The sequence below is a fragment of the Bacillus sp. FSL R5-0422 genome (assembly GCF_038610765.1).
Taxonomy (GTDB): Bacteria; Bacillota; Bacilli; order Bacillales; family Bacillaceae; genus Bacillus; species Bacillus pumilus_O.
In genome coordinates, this window is sequence record NZ_CP152014.1 from 1,859,096 (window position 1) to 1,882,696 (window position 23,601).

Annotated in this window: 19 protein-coding genes, 1 other RNA gene and 1 pseudogene; 6 read left to right on the top strand and 15 right to left on the bottom strand. The window is 41.0% G+C overall.

The window, feature by feature from the left end; translation table 11 throughout:
- Positions 1 to 32: 32 nt before the first annotated feature.
- Complete coding sequence (locus MKX52_RS09300) at positions 33 to 695, top strand: lysozyme family protein (RefSeq protein WP_012010239.1); 663 nt, start codon at positions 33 to 35, stop codon at positions 693 to 695.
- A 233-nt stretch (positions 696 to 928) separates the two neighbouring features.
- Here the strand turns inward: MKX52_RS09300 and prpB are convergent, their stop codons facing one another.
- The 4 genes from prpB to MKX52_RS09320 form a co-directional block, all read right to left on the bottom strand.
- Positions 929 to 1,846, bottom strand: coding sequence for a methylisocitrate lyase (gene prpB, locus MKX52_RS09305; protein ID WP_012010240.1), 918 nt, complete (start codon positions 1,844 to 1,846; stop codon positions 929 to 931).
- A gap of 12 nt (positions 1,847 to 1,858) precedes the next feature.
- Positions 1,859 to 3,295, bottom strand: a complete 1,437-nt coding sequence (locus MKX52_RS09310) for a bifunctional 2-methylcitrate dehydratase/aconitate hydratase (RefSeq protein WP_088003504.1) — start codon at positions 3,293 to 3,295, stop codon at positions 1,859 to 1,861.
- A 2-nt stretch (positions 3,296 to 3,297) separates the two neighbouring features.
- Positions 3,298 to 4,440 (bottom strand): citrate synthase, encoded by a 1,143-nt coding sequence (mmgD, locus tag MKX52_RS09315; protein ID WP_088003502.1) that lies wholly within the window; start codon positions 4,438 to 4,440, stop codon positions 3,298 to 3,300.
- A 168-nt stretch (positions 4,441 to 4,608) separates the two neighbouring features.
- Positions 4,609 to 5,148: a DUF420 domain-containing protein gene (locus MKX52_RS09320; RefSeq protein ID WP_012010243.1), complete on the bottom strand. Its 540-nt coding sequence runs from the start codon at positions 5,146 to 5,148 to the stop codon at positions 4,609 to 4,611.
- 198 nt (positions 5,149 to 5,346) lie between these two features.
- Between MKX52_RS09320 and MKX52_RS09325 the strand changes: the two genes are divergently transcribed.
- On the top strand, positions 5,347 to 5,859 hold the full coding sequence (locus tag MKX52_RS09325; protein WP_342490593.1) for a hypothetical protein: 513 nt from the start codon (positions 5,347 to 5,349) through the stop codon (positions 5,857 to 5,859).
- 153 nt (positions 5,860 to 6,012) lie between these two features.
- Here the strand turns inward: MKX52_RS09325 and MKX52_RS09330 are convergent, their stop codons facing one another.
- From MKX52_RS09330 to MKX52_RS09365, 8 genes are all read right to left on the bottom strand, one after another.
- Complete coding sequence (locus MKX52_RS09330) at positions 6,013 to 6,804, bottom strand: 3D domain-containing protein (protein WP_012010245.1); 792 nt, start codon at positions 6,802 to 6,804, stop codon at positions 6,013 to 6,015.
- Positions 6,805 to 7,060: 256 nt separating this feature from the next.
- The gene (recQ, locus tag MKX52_RS09335) at positions 7,061 to 8,842 is read right to left on the bottom strand and encodes a DNA helicase RecQ (protein ID WP_342490594.1); all 1,782 of its coding nucleotides are present in this window, start codon (positions 8,840 to 8,842) and stop codon (positions 7,061 to 7,063) included.
- A gap of 133 nt (positions 8,843 to 8,975) precedes the next feature.
- Positions 8,976 to 9,161, bottom strand: a non-coding RNA gene (gene ssrS, locus MKX52_RS09340) — 6S RNA.
- Positions 9,162 to 9,293: 132 nt separating this feature from the next.
- A complete protein-coding gene (locus MKX52_RS09345; RefSeq protein ID WP_342490595.1) occupies positions 9,294 to 9,794 on the bottom strand; it encodes a TraR/DksA family transcriptional regulator in 501 nt (166 codons plus the stop codon).
- 91 nt (positions 9,795 to 9,885) lie between these two features.
- Positions 9,886 to 10,533 carry an SDR family oxidoreductase gene (locus MKX52_RS09350; protein WP_342490596.1) on the bottom strand — a complete coding sequence of 216 codons (648 nt, stop codon included), beginning with the start codon at positions 10,531 to 10,533 and terminating at the stop codon, positions 9,886 to 9,888.
- A gap of 177 nt (positions 10,534 to 10,710) precedes the next feature.
- Positions 10,711 to 11,049, bottom strand: coding sequence for a PH domain-containing protein (locus tag MKX52_RS09355; protein ID WP_012010249.1), 339 nt, complete (start codon positions 11,047 to 11,049; stop codon positions 10,711 to 10,713).
- Between the two features lie 278 nt (positions 11,050 to 11,327).
- Complete coding sequence (locus tag MKX52_RS09360; protein ID WP_223250615.1) at positions 11,328 to 11,465, bottom strand: DUF4025 domain-containing protein; 138 nt, start codon at positions 11,463 to 11,465, stop codon at positions 11,328 to 11,330.
- Between the two features lie 49 nt (positions 11,466 to 11,514).
- Positions 11,515 to 11,727 (bottom strand): DUF6501 family protein, encoded by a 213-nt coding sequence (locus tag MKX52_RS09365; protein ID WP_012010250.1) that lies wholly within the window; start codon positions 11,725 to 11,727, stop codon positions 11,515 to 11,517.
- A gap of 213 nt (positions 11,728 to 11,940) precedes the next feature.
- On the opposite strand from MKX52_RS09365, the gene MKX52_RS09370 reads away from it, so the two are divergent.
- The 4 genes and pseudogenes from MKX52_RS09370 (at position 11,941) to MKX52_RS09385 (ending at position 17,316) form a co-directional block, all read left to right on the top strand.
- On the top strand, positions 11,941 to 13,425 hold the full coding sequence (locus tag MKX52_RS09370; protein WP_342490597.1) for an aldehyde dehydrogenase family protein: 1,485 nt from the start codon (positions 11,941 to 11,943) through the stop codon (positions 13,423 to 13,425).
- Between the two features lie 102 nt (positions 13,426 to 13,527).
- A pseudogene (locus MKX52_RS09375) lies at positions 13,528 to 15,401 on the top strand (prenyltransferase/squalene oxidase repeat-containing protein).
- Complete coding sequence (locus MKX52_RS09380) at positions 15,394 to 16,215, top strand: superoxide dismutase (RefSeq protein WP_342490598.1); 822 nt, start codon at positions 15,394 to 15,396, stop codon at positions 16,213 to 16,215. The pseudogene MKX52_RS09375 and the gene MKX52_RS09380 overlap by 8 nt, the downstream one beginning before the upstream one ends.
- Before the next feature lie 150 nt (positions 16,216 to 16,365).
- Positions 16,366 to 17,316 carry a bile acid:sodium symporter family protein gene (locus MKX52_RS09385; protein ID WP_342490599.1) on the top strand — a complete coding sequence of 317 codons (951 nt, stop codon included), beginning with the start codon at positions 16,366 to 16,368 and terminating at the stop codon, positions 17,314 to 17,316.
- Positions 17,317 to 17,350: 34 nt separating this feature from the next.
- Here MKX52_RS09385 and odhB read toward each other — a convergent pair whose 3' ends face one another.
- The 3 genes from odhB to MKX52_RS09400 form a co-directional block, all read right to left on the bottom strand.
- Complete coding sequence (gene odhB / locus MKX52_RS09390) at positions 17,351 to 18,607, bottom strand: 2-oxoglutarate dehydrogenase complex dihydrolipoyllysine-residue succinyltransferase (RefSeq protein ID WP_088003484.1); 1,257 nt, start codon at positions 18,605 to 18,607, stop codon at positions 17,351 to 17,353.
- Positions 18,608 to 18,621: 14 nt separating this feature from the next.
- Positions 18,622 to 21,456, bottom strand: coding sequence for a 2-oxoglutarate dehydrogenase E1 component (gene sucA, locus MKX52_RS09395; RefSeq protein ID WP_088003481.1), 2,835 nt, complete (start codon positions 21,454 to 21,456; stop codon positions 18,622 to 18,624).
- A 225-nt stretch (positions 21,457 to 21,681) separates the two neighbouring features.
- A complete protein-coding gene (locus MKX52_RS09400; protein ID WP_342490600.1) occupies positions 21,682 to 23,598 on the bottom strand; it encodes a VWA domain-containing protein in 1,917 nt (638 codons plus the stop codon).
- Between the last annotated feature and the right edge of the window lie 3 nt (positions 23,599 to 23,601).

Consider the following 23,601-nt stretch of genomic DNA (forward strand, 5'->3'; position numbering starts at 1 on the left):
TAAAAGCGGGGCAAAACAGGGGTGAACTGACCTTGAAAAAGAAAAAAACAGGATGTTTTGCCATTTCAGGCTGCTTCACGATTTTTCTGTTTGTTTTCGTATTAGCAGCCATTGTCATGTCCTTTAATCAAAAGGAGTTAAAAAAGTTGCCGATTGATACGGAATCAATTGTTTTGTCGAGATTGGATGATTTCAAACCGCTTGTAGAAACAGAGTTAAGAGATCAAGATTTAGATCAATATACCGCGTTAATCCTCGGTATGATGTATCAAGAATCAAAAGGCAGAGGCGGAGATCCAATGCAGTCCTCTGAATCTCTTGGTTTGAAACGAAATGAAATCAATGACCCTCAGAAAAGCATTAAACAAGGAGTCCATCATTTTTCTACTATGTACAAGCATGGGAAGAAAAAAGGCGTTGATTTGGAAACCATAATTCAAAGCTATAATATGGGAATTGGCTATATTGATTTTGTTGCAAAAAACGGGGGAAAACATTCCGAGAAATTGGCAAAGCAATACTCTAAAAAGCAAGTGAAACGAAACCCAGAAGTCTATACGTGCGGAGGCAACAAAGATAACTTCCGCTACCCATATTGCTTCGGTGACTTCACTTATGCTGAAAAAGTAAAAGAAAAAACGAAAACAGTTGAAGAAAAGATGAAATTGGCTTCGTCATCCTCACCATCATCGTAAAAAAAGCACTCCCTTAATGGAAGTGCTTCAGATTGTTGACAAAGGGCTAAAATGATTTTTATTTTAGCCCTTTGTCTTCTTTTCAGCGTGATAGAAAACCTTTGCAGTCTAGGAAGGACGAGCACTGGCGCGGAGCGAATATAACATTCGTGAGCACCAGCGCGCAGGACTGACAACGAATGCGAGGGTTTGTCTACACACTGAGCACTTCCTTAATGGAAGTGCTTTTCATTTTATCGATGTTCTTTTCCGATTTCCGGCAGGATCGTTTTCGCTAAATGCTGATCCATCTCCTCATATTCATCATAATGAATCGTTTCATACAGCTCTTGTCTCGTTTGCATGTCCTTCAGCATTCCTTGCTGCGTCCCCTTCTCCATGATTTCTGTAAATAAACGCTCATATGATTTTGCAGCGACTCTGAGTGATGACACAGGGTATATGACCATCTGAAACCCAAACATTGAAAACTCGTCTGCATGATAATAAGGCGTTTTCCCAAACTCCGTCATGTTTGCAAGAAGCGGACCTTTAATATTGTTTGACGCATGCGTGAAGTCCTCTGCGGTGATGAGTGCCTCAGGAAAAATAGCGTCAGCTCCCGCTTCTACGTAAAGATTGGCCCGTCGAATGACATCTTCCATTCCGCTTACAGATTTTGCATCAGTTCTCGCAATTACCAAAAGCGTTGGTGCCGCTTGTTTAATGGCTTTGATTTTTGCGACCATTTCTTCTACTGGAACAAGTGATTTTCCGTTTAAATGCCCGCATTTTTTCGGCATTTGCTGATCTTCAATTTGAACAGCTGCCACCTTGCTTTCCACCATTTCCTTTGCCGCCCTTGCAGCATTCAATACACCGCCATAGCCAGTATCCATATCGACCAAAAGCGGCAGCTGAGAAGCTCGAATGATTTCCTTAGCTTTTTCAGCCATTTCCGTTGAATGGATCATGCCGAGATCAGGCAACCCTTTGCTGGCACAAAAAGCGGCGCCAGATAAATAGAGCCCTTGAAAGCCCATTTTTTTTGCATAAAGCGCAGACATTCCATCGTGAACGCCTGGAATTTGAAATAAAGCTGATTTGTGCATTTGTTCTTGAAAGGCTGCGGCTAAATTTGCTTGACTTGATTCATCATTCACGATCCACACACTAGTTCCCCCTTATATGACGAATAAATCCATAAATGCTGGTACAGTCGTTGTTTTTAATTGATTTGGGTTTTGACAGAGTGACACAATGTGATCCACTTGTTTTTGCGGAAATCTCGTCTTCAAATGATAGAGCCATTTCTTTTCGAGCAGAGGAATACCTTCCTGCCTTCTTCTGCGATGACCAAGTGGATATTCAATTTCAATTCGGTCTGTCATCGTTCCGTCTTTAAAGAAAATCTGCACACTGTTTGCAATGGATCTCTTTTTCGGGTCTAAATAATCCGCTGTATATTGTGTATCTTCTTTGACGACCATTTGATCCCGGAGACGATCAATAGCCGGATTTTGCGCCGTTTCTTCTTCATAATGGTCAGCCGTGAGCTCCCCATAGATCAATCCAATCGCAGTAATATATTGCAAGCAATGATCACGGTCTGCTGGATTATACAGCGGTCCCTTCTTATCGATAATTCGAATCGCCGATTCATGTGTTGTAATCTCTACCCGGTCAATTTCATCCAATCGATCTTTTACAGCGTCATGCAGGATCATAGCAGCTTCTGCAGCCGTTTGGGCGTGAAACTCAGCAGGATAAGCAATTTTGAAAAGCACATTTTCGATGACGTATGATCCTAGCGGCTGAGCAAGTGTGAGAGATTTCCCTTTCATCAGAACATCTTCAAAGCCCCACTTCTCTGCACTAAGCGGCGTTTGATAGCCCATTTCCCCTTTAAGTGTCATCATTGCAAGTCTCACTCCGCGGCTTGTTGCATCACCTGCTGCCCATGATTTCCTTGATCCTGTGTTCGGGGCATGACGATATGTTCTAAGCGGAGAATTGTCAACAAACGCTTGTGATAAAACGTGCTGCACGTCCTCCTTTGTTCCGCCAAGCAATGCACATACAACAGCACTTGTTGCTACTTTAACAAATAGCACATGATCCAAGCCATTGCGATTCAAACAATTTTCTAATGCCAGTACGCCTTGTATTTCATGTGCTTTGACGATCGCATGTAGCACGTCATTCATCGAAAGCGGCTCTTCTCCGTTTGCAAGCCGTGTTCTACTAATATAATCGCTTACAGCTAATATTCCGCCTAAATTATCTGACGGATGTCCCCACTCCGCTGCAAGCCACGTGTCATTATAATCTAACCAGCGAATCATACAGCCTATATCAAAAGCGGCTTGAACAGGATCTAGCACAAAGGAAGTGCCTGGAACTCTTGCTCCGTTAGGTACAACGGTTCCAGGTACGATCGGTCCAAGATGCTTCGTACATTCAGGAAAATTGAGCGCCAGCATTCCGCAACCAAGTGTGTCTATCAGCACATAGCGTGCCGTTTCAATGGCTTCTTTACTTGTAATTTCCCCGTCTACTGCATAGGCTGCGATTTCTTCTAATAGCTGATCCGTTTGATTGGCGACTGCTGTTTTATTCATGTTCATTCCCCCGTTTTTCTATCATCATCTGAAACTTTTAATCCTCTTGGTCCTAAATACCGGACTCTCGGTCTGAAAATGCGATTATGCAAATGCTGTTCAATGACATGAGCAGCTAATCCACTTGCCCTTGCAGCAAAGAAAATCGGTGTATAAAGTGAAATTGGAATCCCAAGCACGTAATAAATAGGTGCGGCATAATAATCAAGGTTTGGATAGAGATTTTTCTTCTCTTTCATGTATGCCTCTCCTGCTATACACATGTCATACAGCGTTGTATCGCCCTTTGATTCGGTAAGCGTTTTCAATGATCGTTTTAAAAGAGCGGCTCTTGGGTCCATTTTTCTCATGTATACCCTATGGCCAAAGCCCATCATCTTTTCCTTTGCGGCTAATTTTCGCTCAATGAGCGCAAGGAAGCCTTCTGTTGTTTTTCCTTCGAGAAGCATATGCATGACGGCTTCATTCGCTCCCCCGTGCAAGTCACCTTTTAATGAAGAAATTGCTCCAGTAAAAGCACCATACATGTCAGAATGTGTGGAAGCAATGACTCTAGCAGCAAATGTTGAATTAGGTAGCTCATGTTCACTATATAATGTGAGTGTTTGGTCAAAAGCGGTGATTTCGTCTTGGGTTGGCGTGCGTCCGGTTAGCATGGTTAAAAAGGTTTCAGTGTAGGATTTGGTCTGATCTGGAGAAATAGCGGCGTCTTTTGTGAGAATATGATAGCTTCCAGCGACAATCGCCGGCAGCTGGCCGAGTAATCGAACAGCACGTCTTTGCTGGCACGCTTCTGATCGATCTTGTAATGCATCATCGTATCCACTAAGAGCAGAGATGCACGTTCTCATGGCATCCATCGGATGGGTGGTTTTTGGCAGTTTTGTTAAAATGGTTTGAATGGTTGGATGTAAGTTGGTTTGTGAGGAAATGTCTTGCTGAAATTGATGATATTCCATGGCATCTGGTAATCTTCCATAAATAAGCAGATAGGCTGTTTCTAAATAGGTCTTTTTTTGTGCCAACTCGATGAGGTCATACCCGCGAATTACAATCTCTTCTTGCTGCACATCTAAGTATGAGATAGACGTTTCGCTTGCCACAATGTCTTCAAGCCCCGGTTTATACTGCAGTTGTTCAGTCATCATATAACCCCCGTTTCGTTCAATTGTTGTTCTCCAAACGAGCAAACGGCCAGAAATGATGTGAGTCTATAGATGGGAAGATACCGTGCAAGTCGGATACCCAATTCCCATTTTATCCAAAGCACTGCATCTTGTAAATAAAAGAACGTATGTCCAGTTGGACATACGTTAGCTGTAGTATGGAGAAATCATCATATATACAATGACGCCAGTAAGGCTGACATAAAGCCATAGCGGCATTGTCCAGCGAGCAATTTTACGGTGGCGCTCGACTTGCATCTGTGCGCCTCTAAATAGCGTAATCAGGGCAAGCGGTACAATGACTGCTGATAAGACGATATGTGTGATTAAAATAAAGAAGTAAATTGGACGGATGATCCCTTCTCCTCCGAAATGGGTATCAGCTGCCATTGAATGATAGGTCACATACGAAATTAAAAAGACCAGTGTTGTTGAAAATGCAGCAAAGATAAATCGTCTATGCGCTTTAATGTTTTTTTGTTTAATCATGATGAGTGCTGAAAGTAAAAAGATAAACGTAAAGCTGTTCATCACGGCATTTAGTAACGGCAAAAATGTAATATCCAGATGACTAAATTTATCTGATTTTGGCATTAAAAATAATAAAGCGATTAATCCGTTTATGGCAATTGTTAAAATGATCACAATACCAGTAAAATTTTTCGGTTTTTGATTCTGTTCTTTCATGTTTGAAAACCTCTCTTTATTAGTTCCGACTAAGAGTATGTTATTTAAATTTCTCTATAAAGTCAATGAATTCGCTGTCTTCGTCGAATTTTAGACAAACTTGCAAGTTGCAGGCGTTCTAACGGCTTGAAAGATCCATTCACTTCCTTTAAAATTGGAATTTATGTGATTTTTATCATTTCTGATAGGAAAGGAGTAATGGACTTGTCAATCTTACAGGAAACAGCCAAAGATGTGAAGTCGTTAGAGCAAGAATTACAGCAATTGCAGTTCCAAATGTATCGAATGCAAGAAAACATGAAAGATATTTCGAAAAAAGCAAAAATCATTGGCATCGATCAAGCGAAAGAAGATGAGTGGCTGATCGTCTCTGCCATTGAAAATACAGATACATGTAAAATTATGCTCAGCGATTGTGAAAAAGCTTTTCGCGGACAATCTGATTTTTCCTTAATTGCGGAATATCCTGAAGAAGGAAAGATTCATATTGCCGATATTAAAGGCCCGCCAGATAATGGGTACGGCTCCATCTGCATGAAGCATTTAAAAGAAATCGCAAGAGAGCAGAACATCCCAGTGATTACTGGTGACCTCGTCAAAAGAGACTGGGATCACGTGGACCGCTTGATTCATTTTTATGAAAAGCATCAATTTGATGTCCAGATCAATTGGAAAGAACAAAGCGGAGAAATTTATTGGGTGGACAGCTAACGACAAAAAATCAGCGTGTATCATATGATATACGTTGATTTTTGTCGAAAATGCAAATTTTTCAGAAAAATATGTGTATTTTTGACCAAAAAAAGGGTACAATAAAAGCATCAGGCCGCCACCTGATGCTTTCTTCCAAAAAACAATTGTTTACTAGTTAAGTACTTTTACTTTGACTGATTTTACGCCCCAATTTTTCGCTTGGGATTTGCTTGGTACATGTACATCAATTTTGTTACCTTTAATTGCGCCGCCAGTATCTGCTGCGATGGCTTCACCGTAGCCTTCAACATAAACCTTACTTCCTAATGGAATGACACTAGGATCTACTGCAATTACTTTTGCATTTGGGTTTTTGTTTAAGTTTACCCCTGTTGCAGTGATACCTGAGATGCCACCATCATTTGCTGTATAAGCCGTAGCCGTAACAGTCATTTCTTTTTGTACACTCTGACTAGCAGAAGATGATTCTGCTTTAGCTGTTTCCTTTTTAGGAGCAGCTTTTTTCGTTGTTTGCTCTTTTTGGACAGGTTCCTGTTTTTGAACAGGTTCTGAGCTTACCGGAGCCGAGCTTTGGCCAGCAACACTTAGTGTTGAACCAACCATAATTATATCTGAGTTTAAGTTATTCCAAGACTTAATATCGCTAATTGACACATTGAATTTTTGAGCGATTTTCCAGAGGCTGTCCCCCTTCTGGACTTTATACTGCTCCTGAGTTTTCTCTTTTGAAGAGATTGTCAATTTATCACCCACATAGATCATATCAGTAGATAAATTGTTCCAACCCTTTAGGTCCTTTAGAGACACATCATTTTTTTGTGAGATTCCCCAAAGTGTATCACCTTTCTGTACAGTGATTTCCTTTGCAGAAGCTTGCTGTGCTCCAAATGCTGTTGTTGAGATTGCTGCAACAGCAACCAAGGACATAATAGTCTTCTTCATAAAGTAAATCCTCCCTTGTTAGCTTTTTATGGCGGCTAACGAGTGCTATCGTAACATATGTAAATGTCAATTCAATAACAAAACGATATGTTTTAGATTACAGTTCCTTTACATGAAACATCTCTCTCCATTGGTAAATCAGACCACAAAACGGCTTGATTCCTTGCCATATCAAGGTTTTAAAAGGATCAAAAACAGCCTGATGAAAACGTGTCCAAATGCAGCGAAAAAAATTTATTTTTCTTTTTCAAACTCTTTATTTTTTCTCTTTTTCTATAAATAAACGAATTTCTTCTAAAAAAACATCTCCGTATTTCTCTCTTTTTTGAGCGCCAATCCCCTTAATTTGGAGTAATTCTTCATCTGTTTGAGGCTCTACCGCTGACATTTCCTTCAATGTTTGATCAGAAAAAACAACAAAAGGCGGAACACCTTGCTCTCTAGCTAGCTTCATTCTCAGCGATCTCAATTGCTCAAATAGTGCATCATTTTCTTGAATAGCTTCTGCTTTGATCGCCTGCTTTTTATACACTGCCTCTTGTCCAACTAGCACTTTCTTCCCTTTATGGGTCACCTTAAGTGTTGGGTAAGCCCCTTCAGACATGTGCAAATACTCTTCTGTAATTAAAAATTCAATGAAGTCACTGATTTGTTGAGCCGAATGTTGTTTCATTAAAGCATATGTAGGGAGGCGGTCAAAACCTAGCTCTAGCACTTTTTTGTTTTTAGAGCCTGCCAGTACTTGGGCGATCATCATTTTACCGAATCGCTCATTCATTCTCACTGTACAAGATAACACCATCTGCGCTTCTCTTGTGACCTCTTCACGCTCTCTTTCATCAAGGCAATTGCTGCATTTACCGCAAGGCGAACTAGCTGTTTGATCAAAATAATCCATCACAAATTGCTGCAAACATTGCTCAGTATGACAGTAATCCACCATTTGCCTTAATTTAAGCAACTCATGCTGGTAGCGCGTCTCATCTTCTATTGACTGTTCAATGAGAAAACGTTGCACCCTTACACCTTGAGGTGAAAACAGTAAAATGCATTCACTTTCAAGCCCATCTCTACCGGCACGCCCAGCTTCTTGATAGTAGCTTTCTATATCCCTTGGAATTTGATGATGGATCACAAAACGCACATTCGACTTATTGATCCCCATGCCAAATGCTGATGTGGCGACCATCACCTGGATATCATCATTTAAAAAGAGGTTTTGCTGCTCTTCTCTCGTATGATCATCCAAGCCACCATGATAAACACCAGCTTTGATCTTTTGTTTTTTTAGTCGGTGATAAATGTGATCCGCTTCTTTACGAGTGGCAGTATAAATAATGCCAGACTCAAGACTGTTTTTCTTCATATATTGTGTGATAAAACGTTCACTGTTTTCTCCTTTGATCACTTGAAAGGACAAATTTTCTCTAGCAAACCCAGTAAAAATGGTTTCTTCTCCGTTTATACCAAGCTGGTCACATATATCTTGTTGGACCTTTTTCGTCGCTGTAGCTGTTAATGCGACAATCACCGGTCTTTTTGACAGCTTGTTCAAGCATTCTTGAATGAAGCGATAACTTGGCCTAAAATCATGTCCCCACTCGGATATACAGTGCGCCTCATCAATTGCAATTAAAGGAATCGTTAACCGATCTAGCAGCTGAAAAAAACGTTCATTTTGTAAGCGTTCAGGGGTGATATAAAGAAGTTCATATTCCCCTTTTTCGCATTTTTTCAGCCTTTCATTCATTTCAGATGCAGACAGGGTGCTGTTTAAAAAGGAAGAACGTATGCCCATCTCATTTAACGCATCCACCTGATCCTTCATTAAAGATATAAGCGGAGATACGACGATCGTTGTCCCTTCCATCATGAGCGCAGGGATCTGATAGCAAACTGACTTCCCTCCGCCTGTCGGCATAATGCAGACGGTATCCTTTTGTTTATTTACAATCGCTTCAATGGCTTGTTTCTGTCCATTTCTAAAGGCATCAAAGCCATAATATTGTTTCAGGAGTGCTTCTGCTTGTTCTAACATCCAATTCCCTCTCCGTCATTTGTTTTGTCTATTTTAACATAGATTCTTGCCTCTACAGGCGATCAGTCCAATTTCGTCTTTTCGCAAAATAAAAAGCCATTTTCCGAAATGGAAAATGGCTTGAATCATCCTAGGAAAAGCTGCGGATGCCGTAATCTAAGTAAGAAAGTTTTAAACCACCACTCCTCAAAGTGGGTGTTTGCAGAAACGTTCCTGTCTTCCTCTCTAAGGAGGCATGACATTCCGGCTTCAATATAAAACTCCCTATTACAGCTTAAAGGTTAAAACTTAATTAACATTACGCACATCGCAGCCTTTAAACTATATTACACGAAAGTTTATTAAATTTCAAGAGATCTTTTTTCTATAAAAAACTCGTGTATACAAGAGATTTGTCCTTGCACACATAAGAAAAAATTATTCTGAAAAAATGTAAATTCCACTTATTATCCTATTTATCATCATCTATGTCAACATCCTGCTCTTCCTCTAATCGTTCATACGTATCTGAATGCATCTGATCCATTGTTTGTCTATTTGTTAAATCACGCATTTGATCTGAGAAATTACGGTCAAACTCATTTGGATCTTGAGTGGTTTCTTCGTTTTTCTTCGCATCAATTGAATAGCGTGTATAGGGAACTGCTTTTAAACGTTCATAGGGAATCTCTTTCCCTGTTTTCTCACAAACCCCATATGTTCCGTCTTCCATTCGTTTCAGTGCTGCATCAATTTCATTTTCAAGCTGGTCATCAACTTGGTCCAGCGTTTGTTCGGTCATGCGGTCTAAATAGATGCTTCCATGATCAGCGATATGGTTCCCTACACCATTTGAAATCTCGCTCGATTCACTTAGCATAGATTCCTCTTTCTTTTTTGACCCTTTTACATCTTCCTTTAATTGATTCAATCTCTCGTATAAATCAGCTTTTTGTTCTTTCGTTAAGCCCACGGTCAATCACTCCTTTCTTAATACCTTCCCGCTACAAAGGAATTGAAAACATCAAAAAAGCCGCCGCCTGATTGGCAGCAGCTTTCTTCTCTTACAAGGTGCGAAGTGCTTCTTTTACTGATTTATCGCCTTTAATCAAATCAAAGGACTTATTTTTCACATTGGATTCTGTTAAGCTTTCCACAAGAACAGTAGCAACGTCCTCTCTTGAAATCTCAATGTTTTGATCATCTGGAATATGCGCTGCAGCTTCAATCTTTCCTGTCTTTTCCTCATGCAGCAAGGCACCTGGTCGGACAATGGTATAGGAAAGCCCAGACTGTTTAAGGTGTTCATCTGCTTTTCTTTTTGCCTCATAATAAATTTCCATACTTCCTTGTCCTTTTCCTTGGTTTGGATCATCGGCATTATAGGAACTCAGCATCACAAAATGCTGAATATTTTCTTTTTTCGCTGTGTCAACAAGACGTTTCGCACCTTCTTGATCCACTGCAATCGTCTTATCTGCCCCCGTTTTTGAGCCTGAACCAGCTGCAAAGATGACAGCATCTGCTTGTTTCACAGCATCTGTCACATCCTTTTCAAGATCACCGATGACAGGCAATGCACCAAGTTCTTTTAGCGCATCCGCTTGTTTTTCATCTCGAATAAGAGCAAGCGGCTCATGTCCTTTTTCTTTTAAATAACGAATGACGAGTCTACCTGTATGTCCATTTGCTCCAGCAACTAATACTTTCATTGTTCATTCTCCTTTCTGTATCTGTTTCATCTTTATCCTTTTTTGCTATCATTCAAACACGTAAACAAAAAAGCCCTTCCCAGAAAATATGGGCAAGGGCTCAGGCAATGTGCGATCTATTAAAATAAATACGAAGAATGAGAAAAGTGCATGTGATCTATGTAATCGCAAGGTTGATCAGCAGAGATGTTTTGTCAAAATGGCTTGCACATCATTCAAATCCGTCTCTTTCGAAAAATCGAGTTCAAATACTTTTGAGCTTGTGACAAGCAACATACCTGTGTCCTGATCAAACACGCCAGCTTCTTGAATGGCAAAACTTTCAATTGATCGATACGGCAAGGAGACCCTGACTTTCTTTTTAGAAAATACGCGGTTATCGCCAAAGATCAGTCGTTTATTGGTGAAACAAATTTGGTCGTGACGCAGTCTGTAAACAGCTTCAATTCTTTCCCCTTCAATTAGTAAGGATTCGAATTTCTTATCATTTTGTTTACTGACAGAAAAAATACCCACGTAAACCCCCTCTTCCTCCATCAAATTCCTTTATGAAAAAACGGCCACACGCTCTGTGGATACGTTTTGTTCTCACTTATAGAATACGCTATAAATGGTCGTTATTCCATTACGAATAGATTAAATTTCATTTAACTTTTTCTTTTTGATTCGATGCTCTTTCCTCTACTTATTTAGACAGTTAAAGCAGGAAAAAAGTTTCAGTTCTTTTTGAGAAAATGGGTAAATTGTGACCAATAAAAAAACAGTGATTTTTTCAAATCACTGTTTAAAAATGACTATTCGTCTTTTGGTGTTTCAATAGTTCCCTCTGCATACACATCGGAAATCTGCTCAAGTGTAATTGCCATATCAGCATCTTCGTTATCATGCCAAGCATTTTGTTGATTCTGCTCATCTGTTTGCTTCTTTTTCATCATCATCACCCTTTACTGTTTTTCTTAGTATGAGTGATGATCACCAAAATCATTCAGCAGAAATGTCTTCGAAATACTCTTTATAATACCCGCCGACTTTACCTGTATTATCAACGACAAACAGGAATTCTTCTGTTTCATTTTTCACTTCATATGTGCTGCCAACGGTTAGTGCACGGTCGACCATATATTTTTTCGCATTCGTATGTATACATTTTACTTGTTTTAACGTTTGAGCCGTTTGCCAGTTTTGATGGATCATGATTTAAAAACTCCTTTTTTCATCTATACATTTATTGTAGCCAATTTTTCATGAAATGCAATGAGTGTTATAGATTGCTTTCAAAGATGTCGTGTAATATGATGAATGTATACGTTTACATTCATGTGCGTATACTAGATCATTTGCTTCAAGTCCGCTTTTCCACCTAGAACTCGCAGAACAATCCATATCTTTAAGGAGGTTTGTTTATTTATGAGCTCTACAACACTTCAAATTAGTTCAAAACTCGAATCTTTTCTCCAAGGGACGAAAAAACTCTACATTAATGGCCAGTTTGTCACAAGTCACGATAACAAAACCTTTTCAACTCCTAACCCAGCCACAGGTGAAACCCTTATTGATGTATATGAAGCAGGTGCAAAAGACATTGATGAGGCAGTAAAAGCAGCCAAAAAAGCCTTTCACGGTCCTTGGCGCTCCATGTCTGCCGCCGAACGCGCCCGCTTCATGTTTAAGCTTGCTGATTTAATGGAAGAAAACCAAGAAGAACTCGCGCAGCTTGAAACTTTAGATAACGGGAAGCCAATTAATGAAACAACCAATGCAGATATCCCTCTCGCGATCGAGCATATGCGCTATTATGCGGGCTGGACAACCAAAATAAGCGGACAAACCATTCCTGTCAGCCAAGGATACTTTAACTATACCCGTCATGAACCTGTTGGCGTCGTAGGACAAATCATTCCTTGGAACTTCCCGCTACTTATGGCCATGTGGAAAATGGGTGCTGCACTTGCGACTGGCTGCACCATCGTGTTAAAACCAGCAGAACAAACACCCCTCTCTGCGCTCTATTTAGCTGAATTAGTAGATAAAGCCGGCTTCCCAGAAGGTGTGATTAACATCGTTCCTGGATTTGGTGAAACAGCTGGGAACGCTTTAACCGATCACCCTGATGTAAACAAGATTGCCTTCACTGGGTCAACAAGTGTTGGGAAACTCATCATGGAGAAAGCTGCCAAATCCATAAAGAGAGTCACATTAGAACTTGGCGGAAAATCACCAAACATTATTTTGCCAGATGCTGATTTAAAGAAAGCTATACCTGGTGCTTTAAATGGGGTTATGTTTAACCAAGGTCAAGTATGCTGTGCAGGTTCTAGGGTCTTTGTTCATCGGAGTCAATATGATGAGGTTGTCGACCAAATGGCTGAATATGCAACATCCCTCAAACAAGGAGCCGGTCTTCATCAAGATACACAAATTGGACCTCTTGTCAGTAAAGAACAGCATGAGCGCGTGTTAGGCTATATTGAAAAAGGTAAATCAGAAGGTGCAACAGCTGTAGTCGGTGGCGATTGCCCTTATGAGGCTGGTTATTTTGTCTCCCCTACTGTTTTTAGAGATGTAGAAGATGATATGACCATCGCAAAAGAAGAAATCTTTGGACCTGTCCTATCTGCGATTCCTTACGATTCCATTGAAGAAGTGGTCGAAAGAGCCAACCAGTCTGACTATGGATTAGCCGCAGGGCTTTGGACAGAAAACTTAAAGAATGCCCATGACATTGCTGCACGCCTTGAAGCAGGCACGATTTGGGTCAACTGCTACAACGTCTTTGATGCTGCCTCCCCGTTTGGAGGATACAAGCAATCAGGTCTTGGCAGAGAAATGGGATCATACGCCCTTAACAATTATACAGAAGTCAAAAGTGTGTGGATTAATCTCCAAGACTAATGACGCCTATAAAGCCGGTGACCAAGTCATCGGCTTTTTTGTGATTGCATGTGACAGGCAGGCTCCTGAATATAGTAATAAAGGAAAGGAGCATGGCCGAATATGCAAGATTTCAAAACGAAAGTAAACGAATATATGGATGAACTGCACATGCAAATGAAGCACAGACAACGAGAAGATGGCGCTTTTGTCTTCTGCTTTGAGGGGCCCATGATGACAAATGCTTTTTTAATTATGCTATTAAAGGCTGTTGGCGATTCGGATCAGGCTTTGGTTCATCAATTGGCAGAAGCAATTCGCGAAAAGCAAAATGAGGATGGTTCTTTCTCTTTGTATCATGATCAGGCGGGACATGTAACCGCGACTGTGCAAGGCTACTGCGGAATGCTTGTGTCAGGCAGGTATCAACAAGATGAGCCGCATATGGAAAAAGCAGCACAATATATACGATCAAAAGGTGGATTAAAGGACGTTCATTTTATGACAAAGTGGATGCTTGCCGTCAATGGGATGCACCCTTGGCCATACTTCTATGCCCCACTTTCATTTTTACTCATCCCTACATACTTCCCGCTTCACTTCTATCATCTTAGTGCCTATGCAAGAATTCATTTTGTCCCAATGATGATTGCACTTAACAAACGATATACTTCCTATGAGCAGTTTCCAAGCTTATCACATCTTGATGCGAACATGTCTAAAAATCCTTTTGACTGGTTTATGGCAAGAGAAGAACGTTCCACTCACCACTTTCTAGCGTACATGCGGTCGTATACAGCACTCGACAGCAGGTTCGACTTTTTCGGGTATGAGGCAGCGAAGCGATATATGTTTGACCGTCTTGAAAAAGATGGCACGCTGTACAGCTATTTAAGTGCCAGTATTTTTATGGTCTATGCTCTCATGAGTCTTGGATACTCTCCGGGACATCATCTCATTTTAAAAGCAGTCAAAGGGATGAAACAGCTAGTCACTGACTGCGGGGGCAGAAAATATGCTGAGAATTCTACATCTACTGTTTGGGATACAGCGCTTGTCAGTTATGCTTCTCAGCGAGCGGGCAGAACACAAGATGATCCAGTTATTAAAAAGTCTTTTACGTACTTACTGAATCGGCAGCAAATGAACAAAGCAGATTGGGCAATCCATAACCGGCATGCGGCTCCGGGAGGCTTTGGTTTTTCAGATTTGAACACAAATAACCCAGATTGTGATGATACGCAAATTGTGTTAAAAGCCATTCCTCAAACTTATGCTCCTGTTCAGTGGAAACGAGGATTTGATTGGCTTCTTTCCATGCAAAACCGGGATGGTGGCTTTTCAGCTTTTGAAAAAAATCAAGATCACTTCTTGCTTCGTCATCTCCCGCTCGAATCTGCTGAGGATGCGGCCATTGATCCTTCTACTCCTGATATTACAGGTCGTGTGCTCCACCTTATCGCTTCTGAAGAGAACGACAAGTCACCACTCATGCAAAGGCAAAAAGATCATTGTGTGAAATGGCTGCTTGATCATCAAGAGAAGGACGGATCATGGTACGGCAGATGGGGCGTTTGCTATATTTATGGTACTTGGGCTGCGTTAACAGGACTCAAGGCTAGTGGCATCACCTCATCGCATCCTGCTGTTCAAAAAGCATGTCGATTTTTAAAAACCATTCAATTAGAAGATGGCAGCTTCGGAGAATCGTGTAAAAGTTCAGAGGTTAAAAGATATGTCCCGCTTCCATTTGGAACAGTGGTTCAAACGGCTTGGGCTGCTGAGGCACTTTTACAATACGTGCAGCCAGATGACAAATCGATTTTAAAAGCCATCTCGTTTTAATTCAACATCAGCATTCGAGTAAAGCTTTGCACTATCCAGTAGGGATTGGTCTTCCAAAGCAATTTTCCATTACCTATCATAGCTATCCATTTGTTTTTCCAATGATGGCTTGTTCCACATTTTTAGAAGAAATGAGGCGTAAAAATGAATAAGGAAGAATATCGTATGCAGCTTAAAGATTGGCTTAGCTCCATTCAAGTTGCAATTCAAGATGACAACATCCGTCAAAAAGCAGAACGATTATCGTTCATCATGAATGATGAGCATTCCAGTGAAGAAGAGTGGTACACATTGGCTGAAAGTATTGCAGAGGATATAATTCCACAAGATGCAATGCGAGATGTAGCAGTTGGCGGTCATCAATTACCCCCTCTCCCTTACCGGTATGATGCACTAGAACCGTTTATTTCAAAAGAAATTATGTATTTGCATCACCAGAAGCATCACCAATCATATGTTGATGGTCTGAACCAAGCTGAGCTTGCCTTAAAAAGAGCGAGAAGAACCAATGATTTTAAAATGATCAAGCATTGGGAACGGGAGCTTGCCTTCAATGGTGCGGGACACTATTTACATTGCATTTTTTGGTTTTCCATGAGTCCTTCAGGGAGGCGAAAGCCCACTGGGCAAATGCTTCGCCAGATTGAACAATCGTTTGAAAGCTATGATGCATTCAAAGCCCAATTTTCTGCTGCAGCTAAACAAGTAGAAGGTGTCGGCTGGGCGATTCTCGTTTGGGCGCCCAGATCTCAGCGATTAGAGATTTTACAAGCAGAACGCCACCAATTTTTATCACAATGGGATGTGATCCCTCTTCTCGCTCTTGACGTATGGGAACACGCCTACTATCTGCAATATCTGAATGAAAAAGCGGCATATGTAGATCGTTGGTGGAATGTCGTTGACTGGCATGAGCCAGAAGCACGGCTTAAGCAAGCTCAGCAAGTGAAATGGACCCCTTTTTAACAACGCTACTCCATGTAGGCATCCGCTTATATGGAGTATTTATGGTTTACATAATGTAATTATAAACAACATGATAAAGAATGGGTTGTTTTTTCAGAAAATTCATTTAAAATAGAAAAGATATGTATAGAAAGAGAGATGAAGCAATATATGAAGATTCTTTTAAGTATTAGTCAGTTTGCAGGTAGGACGTTTGCGATTTGGGTCATTGTCTTTGCATTTCTTGGATTCGCCTTTCCTGCGGAATTCTCTAAAATTGGGCCTTATATTCCTTTTTTACTCGGTATTATTATGTTTGGGATGGGGCTTACTTTATCTGCTGAAGATTTTAAAGAACTGTTTCGAAAACCTCTTTATGTTCTGATCGGGGTACTGACGCAGTACACACTCATGCCGCTTCTCGCCTTTTTGTTAGCTTACGGACTAAGACTCCCGTCCGAAATCGCAGTAGGAGTTGTTCTCGTAGGCTGTTGCCCAGGCGGTACAGCATCGAACGTTATGACTTTTTTGGCGAAAGGAAATACGGCTTTATCTGTAGCTGTCACTACCATATCAACATTACTTGCGCCGTTTTTAACCCCTGTTTTCATTTTAATTTTTGCAAAATCTTGGTTACCTGTATCGCCAGAAGCACTATTTTTATCAATTGTACAAGTTGTGCTCATTCCTATTGTCTTAGGGGTCATCGTTAATTTATTTTTCAAAAAACAAGTAACCTATGCGGTTCAAGCACTACCGCTTGTGTCTGTCGCCGGAATTGTTATGATCATTGCAGCGGTTGTCAGTGCAAATAAAGAGCAGATTCTTCAATCTGGTCTGCTAATATTGGCCGTTGTGATCTTACATAATGGACTTGGTCTTTTATTTGGTTATCTTTTTGCAAAGTGGTGCAAAATGGATATCCCTTCTCGAAGAGCCATCTCGATTGAAGTAGGCATGCAAAACTCTGGACTTGGTGCAGCTCTAGCAACAGCACACTTCTCTCCACTTGCAGCCGTACCAAGTGCCATTTTTAGTGTGTGGCATAATTTATCCGGTTCCTGGCTTGCGACATATTGGTCAAAAAGAGGAAATGCTGAAAGTGAAAAGAAAAAAAGCTAGCCCTTTAATAGGTGCTAGCTTTTCAAATTGAAGATTATCCTTCAAGCAATAGCTGCTCTGGATCTTCAAGCAAGTTTTTAATCGTGACAAGGAATCCAACTGCTTCTTTTCCATCGACAATCCGGTGGTCGTAAGAAAGAGCTAAATACATCATCGGACGGTTCTCAAAACGTTCTTCATCAATTGCCACAGGTCGAAGCTGAATTTTGTGCATCCCTAAAATTCCAACTTGAGGGCTGTTTAAAATTGGTGTTGAAAGCAGCGAACCGAATGTTCCGCCGTTTGTGATCGTGAATGATCCACCTTGTAGCTCATTTAGAGACAATTTGTTATCTCTTGCTTTTTTCGCAAGATGACCAATTTCCTTTTCAATCCCTGCAAACGACAATCTGTCTGCATCACGGACAACCGGTACGACAAGTCCTTCGTTAGCAGCAACAGCGATGCCGATGTCATAGAATTTCTTCAAGACAAGCTCATCACCTTGAATTTCTGCGTTAAGCAGCGGATATTTCTTCAGTGCTGCTACAACTGCTTTTGTGAAGAAGGACATGAAACCAAGCTTTACATCATTTTGTTCAAGGAAGGCATCTTTACGGCGCTTTCTTAAGTCCATCACAGCTGTCATATCTACTTCATTAAATGTCGTCAGCATTGCAGCCGTTTGCTGAACCTCAACTAAACGTTTGGCAATCGTTTGTCTCCGGCGCGACATTCTCTCACGTTCAACTGGCTTTCCTGGTTGTTCATTTTGCACCGCAGCATTTGCTTTTGGCGCGGCTTTTGGTGCACTTGCAGGTGCTTCATTCTTTTGATAAGAAGCAACATCCTGCTTTCGTACCCTGCCCAGCGGATCTACGGTTGGAATTTCAGATAAGTCTAGCCCCTTCTCTCTCGCTAGTTTTCTAGCTGCAGGAGAAGCGATGGTTCTGCCATTACCAGATTTCGGCTCTTCTTTCACTGCTTCTTCTTTTTGAGCAGCTGCCGGTTCATCTTTCGGAGCTGGTGCAGACTCTTGCTCAGGTGCTGGAGCTGCGGACTCGCTTCCGCCAGCTTCACCCGCTGCAATTGTTCCGATGACTTCTCCAACTTGTACAGTGTCACCAGAATCTTTCAGCACTTCTTTGAGTACACCAGATTCTTCGGCTGTCAGTTCGACATTGACTTTATCTGTTTCAAGCTCTAACAGGTATTCTCCCTGTTCCACATAATCGCCCGGCTGCTTGAGCCATTGAGCTATCGTTCCTTCCGAGATCGATTCCGCTAATTCAGGTACTTTAATTTCCGCCATTTTTCATTTCCCCCTTAGTTTTTGCGAGTCAAGCTATCAGATACAATTCGTTCTTGTTCTTTTTTATGCACAGTTGGATCACCCTCAGCCGTACTTGAACGTCTTCTTCGGCCGATGTAACGTACTTTTACTTTTTCAGGCGCAATTTCACGTAAATATGGCTCAATGTATCCCCAAGCCCCCATATTTTGTGGTTCTTCTTGCGTCCATACGATTTCTTCTAAGTTTGTTAGTTTTGATAAAATCGCTTTAATATCTTTGGCTGGGAATGGATATAGTTGTTCCACTCTCGCAATGTGAAGCCAATCTTTCGGCTCTTCCATTTGAGTAAAACGATCACTAATATCAATGGATACCTTCCCGCTAGATAGCACAAGGCGCGATACTTTTTCATGATCATGCACAAGGCCTGGTTGTTCAAGAACTGGTTGGAACTGTCCATCCGTTAATTCCTGGACTTCAGACAATGTGTTCGGGTTACGAAGCAGACTCTTCGGTGTCATGATGACAAGCGGACGAATCTCTTCGCGAAGCAGCATCTTCGCCTGTCTTCTTAGAATATGGAAGTATTGCGCTGCACTTGTGAGGTTCGCCACTGTCCAGTTATTCTCAGCAGCTGATTGCAGGAATCGCTCTGTTCTTCCACTTGAATGCTCAGGACCTTGTCCTTCATATCCATGAGGCAAGAGCATCACTAGACCTGATTTTTGTCCCCATTTTGCACGTCCAGCCGAAATAAATTGATCGAAATACACTTGAGCCGCATTTGCGAAGTCTCCAAATTGAGCCTCCCAAATGACTAACGTTTCAGGAGAATAGACATTATAACCATATTCAAACCCGATGACTGAGCCCTCTGACAGTGGACTATTATGAACAGTAAATGATGCGTTTGCATCACTTAGCTCATGAAGAGCAATAAATTCATTTCCAGTTTGACTGTCGTGAAGAACAAGGTTTCTTTGAGCAAAAGTACCACGCTCTGAATCCTGTCCGGTCATTCGAATTGGCGTACCGTCTTTTAATATAGATGCAAATGCAAGTGCTTCTCCAAGTGACCATTCTACTTTACGATCATCTGTAAACACTTTTGCACGTTTTTCAAGGATCCGTTTAAGCTTACCAAATACTTGGAAATCGTCCGGCCAGCTGATCAATTCTTCATTCAGCTTACGTAATACATCAAATTCTACCGATGTATCCACTGCTGGGAATCCATTTGATACTGGTTCTGGCAGTTCAATTTCTTGAATCGTATGCTCTTTCTTTGAAGGCACTTTTTGATAGGCTTCTTCTATTCTCGTCGCTACAGCCTGCTCGATTTCTTCACGCTGTTCTTTCGTTAGAAGACCTTCTGAGACAAGTTTATCTGCAAAGATATTCTTGACCGTTTTGTGTTTTCTGACAGCATCGTACAGCATCGGCTGAGTCGTAGAAGGCTCATCCATTTCGTTATGACCATATCTGCGGTAACCGATCAAGTCAATTAAGAAATCCTTCTTAAAACGTTTGCGGTATTCCACAGCTAATTGAACAGCTGCTAAACATGCTTCTGGATCATCTGCATTGACGTGAACAATTGGAATCTCAAACCCTTTTGCAAGGTCACTTGCATATTTCGTTGAGCGAGATTCATTGCTTTCCGTCGTAAATCCGATCATATTGTTTGCAATGATATGGATCGTTCCACCCACTTGATAGCCTACAAGTTGACTTAAATTTAATGTTTCTGCCACAATTCCTTCTCCAGGAAATGCTGCATCACCATGAATTAAGATGGCTAATGCCTTTTCAACGTCTTGAGCTGGATATCCCTTTTGAGTACGCAATTCCTGAGCGGCACGTGTGCTACCTTCAATGATTGGATCAATGAATTCTAGGTGACTTGGGTTATTAGCAAGCGTGACTCTCGCACTCTTTGTATCTTCGTCTTTAATTTGACGATCCGCTCCTAGATGGTACTTTACATCACCAGTCCATCCGTAGCTGATGCCAATAGAGCCTTCTGATGGAACGAGCTCTTTATTTGGCGCATGCTGGAATTCCGAGAAAATAATCTCATATGGCTTTCCTAACACATGTGCTAATACATTTAAACGGCCTCTGTGTGCCATTCCAATGTTAATATTTGAAGTCCCTTGTGTAACAGACTCTGAAATAATTTCATCAAGTACTGGGACAAGTGCGTCTAAACCTTCTATCGAGAAGCGCTTTTGCCCAACAAATGTTTTATGAAGAAACTGTTCGAACTGCTCAACTTCTGTTAATCTCTTGAATACAGAAACTAGTTTATCGGCTGGTTTTTTCTTAAATAATTCACCAGACTCGATTGATTTTGAGAGCCAGTTCCGTTCTTCGAAATCATGTACGTGATCAAACTCAAATGAAATCGTACGCTTATACGTATTTCTCAAATGGTTAATGGCTTCTATGCCGTTTGAAATGTGTTTTGGTGCGTCAGGACTAATAATAGATATTGGAATATTCTTGACGTCTTCTTCTGTTAAACCGTACTCCTTTAAAGGAAACAGCTCTTGTAATTCCTTTTCTTTGCGAAGAGGATTGACGGAAGCATTTAAATGGCCATACGTTCTGATGTCTTCTGCCAGTTTAACGACTGATGCTATCTTTTGGATTTGTTCAGAAGTAACTACGCTATTTTCTTTTTTCCCAATTTCCTCCTTCATTTCACTCGGTGGTGCACCAAGTTCATCAAATATGCCTCTTAGATCTTCATCAACACTAGTAGGATCCTGGACATACTGATCGTAGAGCTCGAGCACATAGCCGAGGTTCGGACCATGAAATTCTTCCCAACTCAACGGTTGTTTCACATCATTTTGAAACATTTTGAACACTACCCCCAACTTTGATCATCAAGTGATTGAACACTATCTCGATATAACTTCCAGAACACAATGACCAAATTTATGTAATAAAACGCTTCCAATAATATTCTACCACTGTTTCGGATTACTTTCTACATTCTTTGTTCAATTAAAGATAAAAAATTCACAGAAAAACAAAAAATTTAAATCATTCCGAAAAATATTTTGAGGGAAAGGGGCAAAACCTTATGCCCCAATGCTTTTATGCAGTAATTTCTTCAGTAACGGATACAAAACATCTGGCAATGTATCGACATCTGGTACAAAAATGCTGAACTTGCCATACATATCTTGAATCGTTTTCATCTGCGCTTCTTCGATCGATGAATTGGATAAAAACACATTGATGACCTCAATGCCTTTTTTTCTCGCCTCAAGAACTGCTTCATGTGTATCGACGATCCCATTTTGTTCGTAGCTGAATGCAGCCGGTTCTCCATCGGAAAAAACAATGAGAAACTTTTGCTCTTCTCTTCTTTTTAATATCATTTTTGTCATTTGGCGAATCGCATAGCCATCCCGGTTATCCTCTTCCGGTTCAAGAGACATAATGGAAGGGCCTGCATCAAATAAAGAATCTTTGAACGACACGACTGTGTTAAAATAGTTCGGCTGACTTGTTTCTGATGCATCGTTTGTATCTTCCCAAAACCCCACAATTTGATGTGGGACTTGAACGGACTTTAAGGCCTCATGAAATAAAACAATGCCTTTTTTCGTCTCGTCCATCTTGTCAAACATGCTGGCAGAACAATCCACTAATAAAGTAAACACAGCATCAATCTCCGAAGAAGGTGCCTGTTTTTTATAGAAGAGTCGCGGATTTGACTCTGTAAAATAACGAATGAGCTTTTTACTCAGTCGTCCTGCATGAAGATCCGTTTTTGGCCATGTTTTTTTATGTTCGAGCGTTTTTTGAATCATCTGTTTTAACCGTTTCTGATAAGGCTCAATCTCCTTGGCATGCTGTTTGTATACGTCGATTTGCTCTGGTGCGGGAGGTTCTGGTGAAATCATGACTGGAAATGCATATTTGTTCTCTTTTCCATTCTCATGAGCATCCGCCCCGCTTTCTTCGCCTTCAGCCTCTTCCAGCGCCTCAAGCTTTGAATAATCTTTTCGATGAGTCTGCTTGGCAGAGCCTTGGACAGTGCCAAGTGCTTGATCTCCGTCATCGCCTTCTCTTGCTGCATCCTTCCCGAGATCACTTTTCCCGCCGTGCTCTAAATCAAATTGAAGGAAGCTTTTTGACGGCGCCTCTGTTTCTCGGTGCCACACTTCCATATACTCTTCGTGGATGTCTTCATCGCCCTCTTTTTCCCGGTCGACTTTGATGTCCTCACTTAATTTAGGTTTCCTTTTCAAGTCATGAAATAGCGGTTCTTTTGCCGCTTTTTCATAATCCAATTCGGGGAAGAAAAAGTACGTATTCAGCATATCTTTATCAAGAAGCTCATCAAAACCTTCCATTAATTCTTTGACAATATCTGCGATATCTCCGGTTGAACGCGCTTCATATACACGCTCGAGACTTGATTCAATAAACGGAATCATTGGGTTGATTTGCTCGTGAAGAGGCGGAATTTCTTCCAGCGGCGAATCTGCTGTCAGCTTCACATACATTGCACAATAAAGTGCATCTGTTAAAATGCTCCGCTCTTGGTTAATCGTTAATTGCGTCTTAAAATGACGCCGGTACAGTTCTCTTCTTCGTTTAAATACCTTTTTTGTTCCAGGACGTTCACGTTTAATCCGCTCTTCAATCCGGATATCTTCAAAGAGCATAAACAACTGTTTACACAAATCTGGAATGGACATTGTGTGAGCATAGCGAATGATTTCTTGAAAGACATCCAGATCACTATAAACGGTTCCTACTGCACGGAGGAATACATCACTTTTCAGCCCAGCTGTCATATCTTCTTGTTTACGGTCATCCCAAAAATGACTGATGAAAATTTTCTTTTCAAAAGGATCATAGTAGGACTGCACGCCGTATTCAAGCTCGACATCATCACTTTTCGCTAACGTTTTGGCTAAATCCGTTAATTCCATAAATAAAAATGAATCGATTCTGCTGTCATTAAATTTGATGAATTTCAAAGC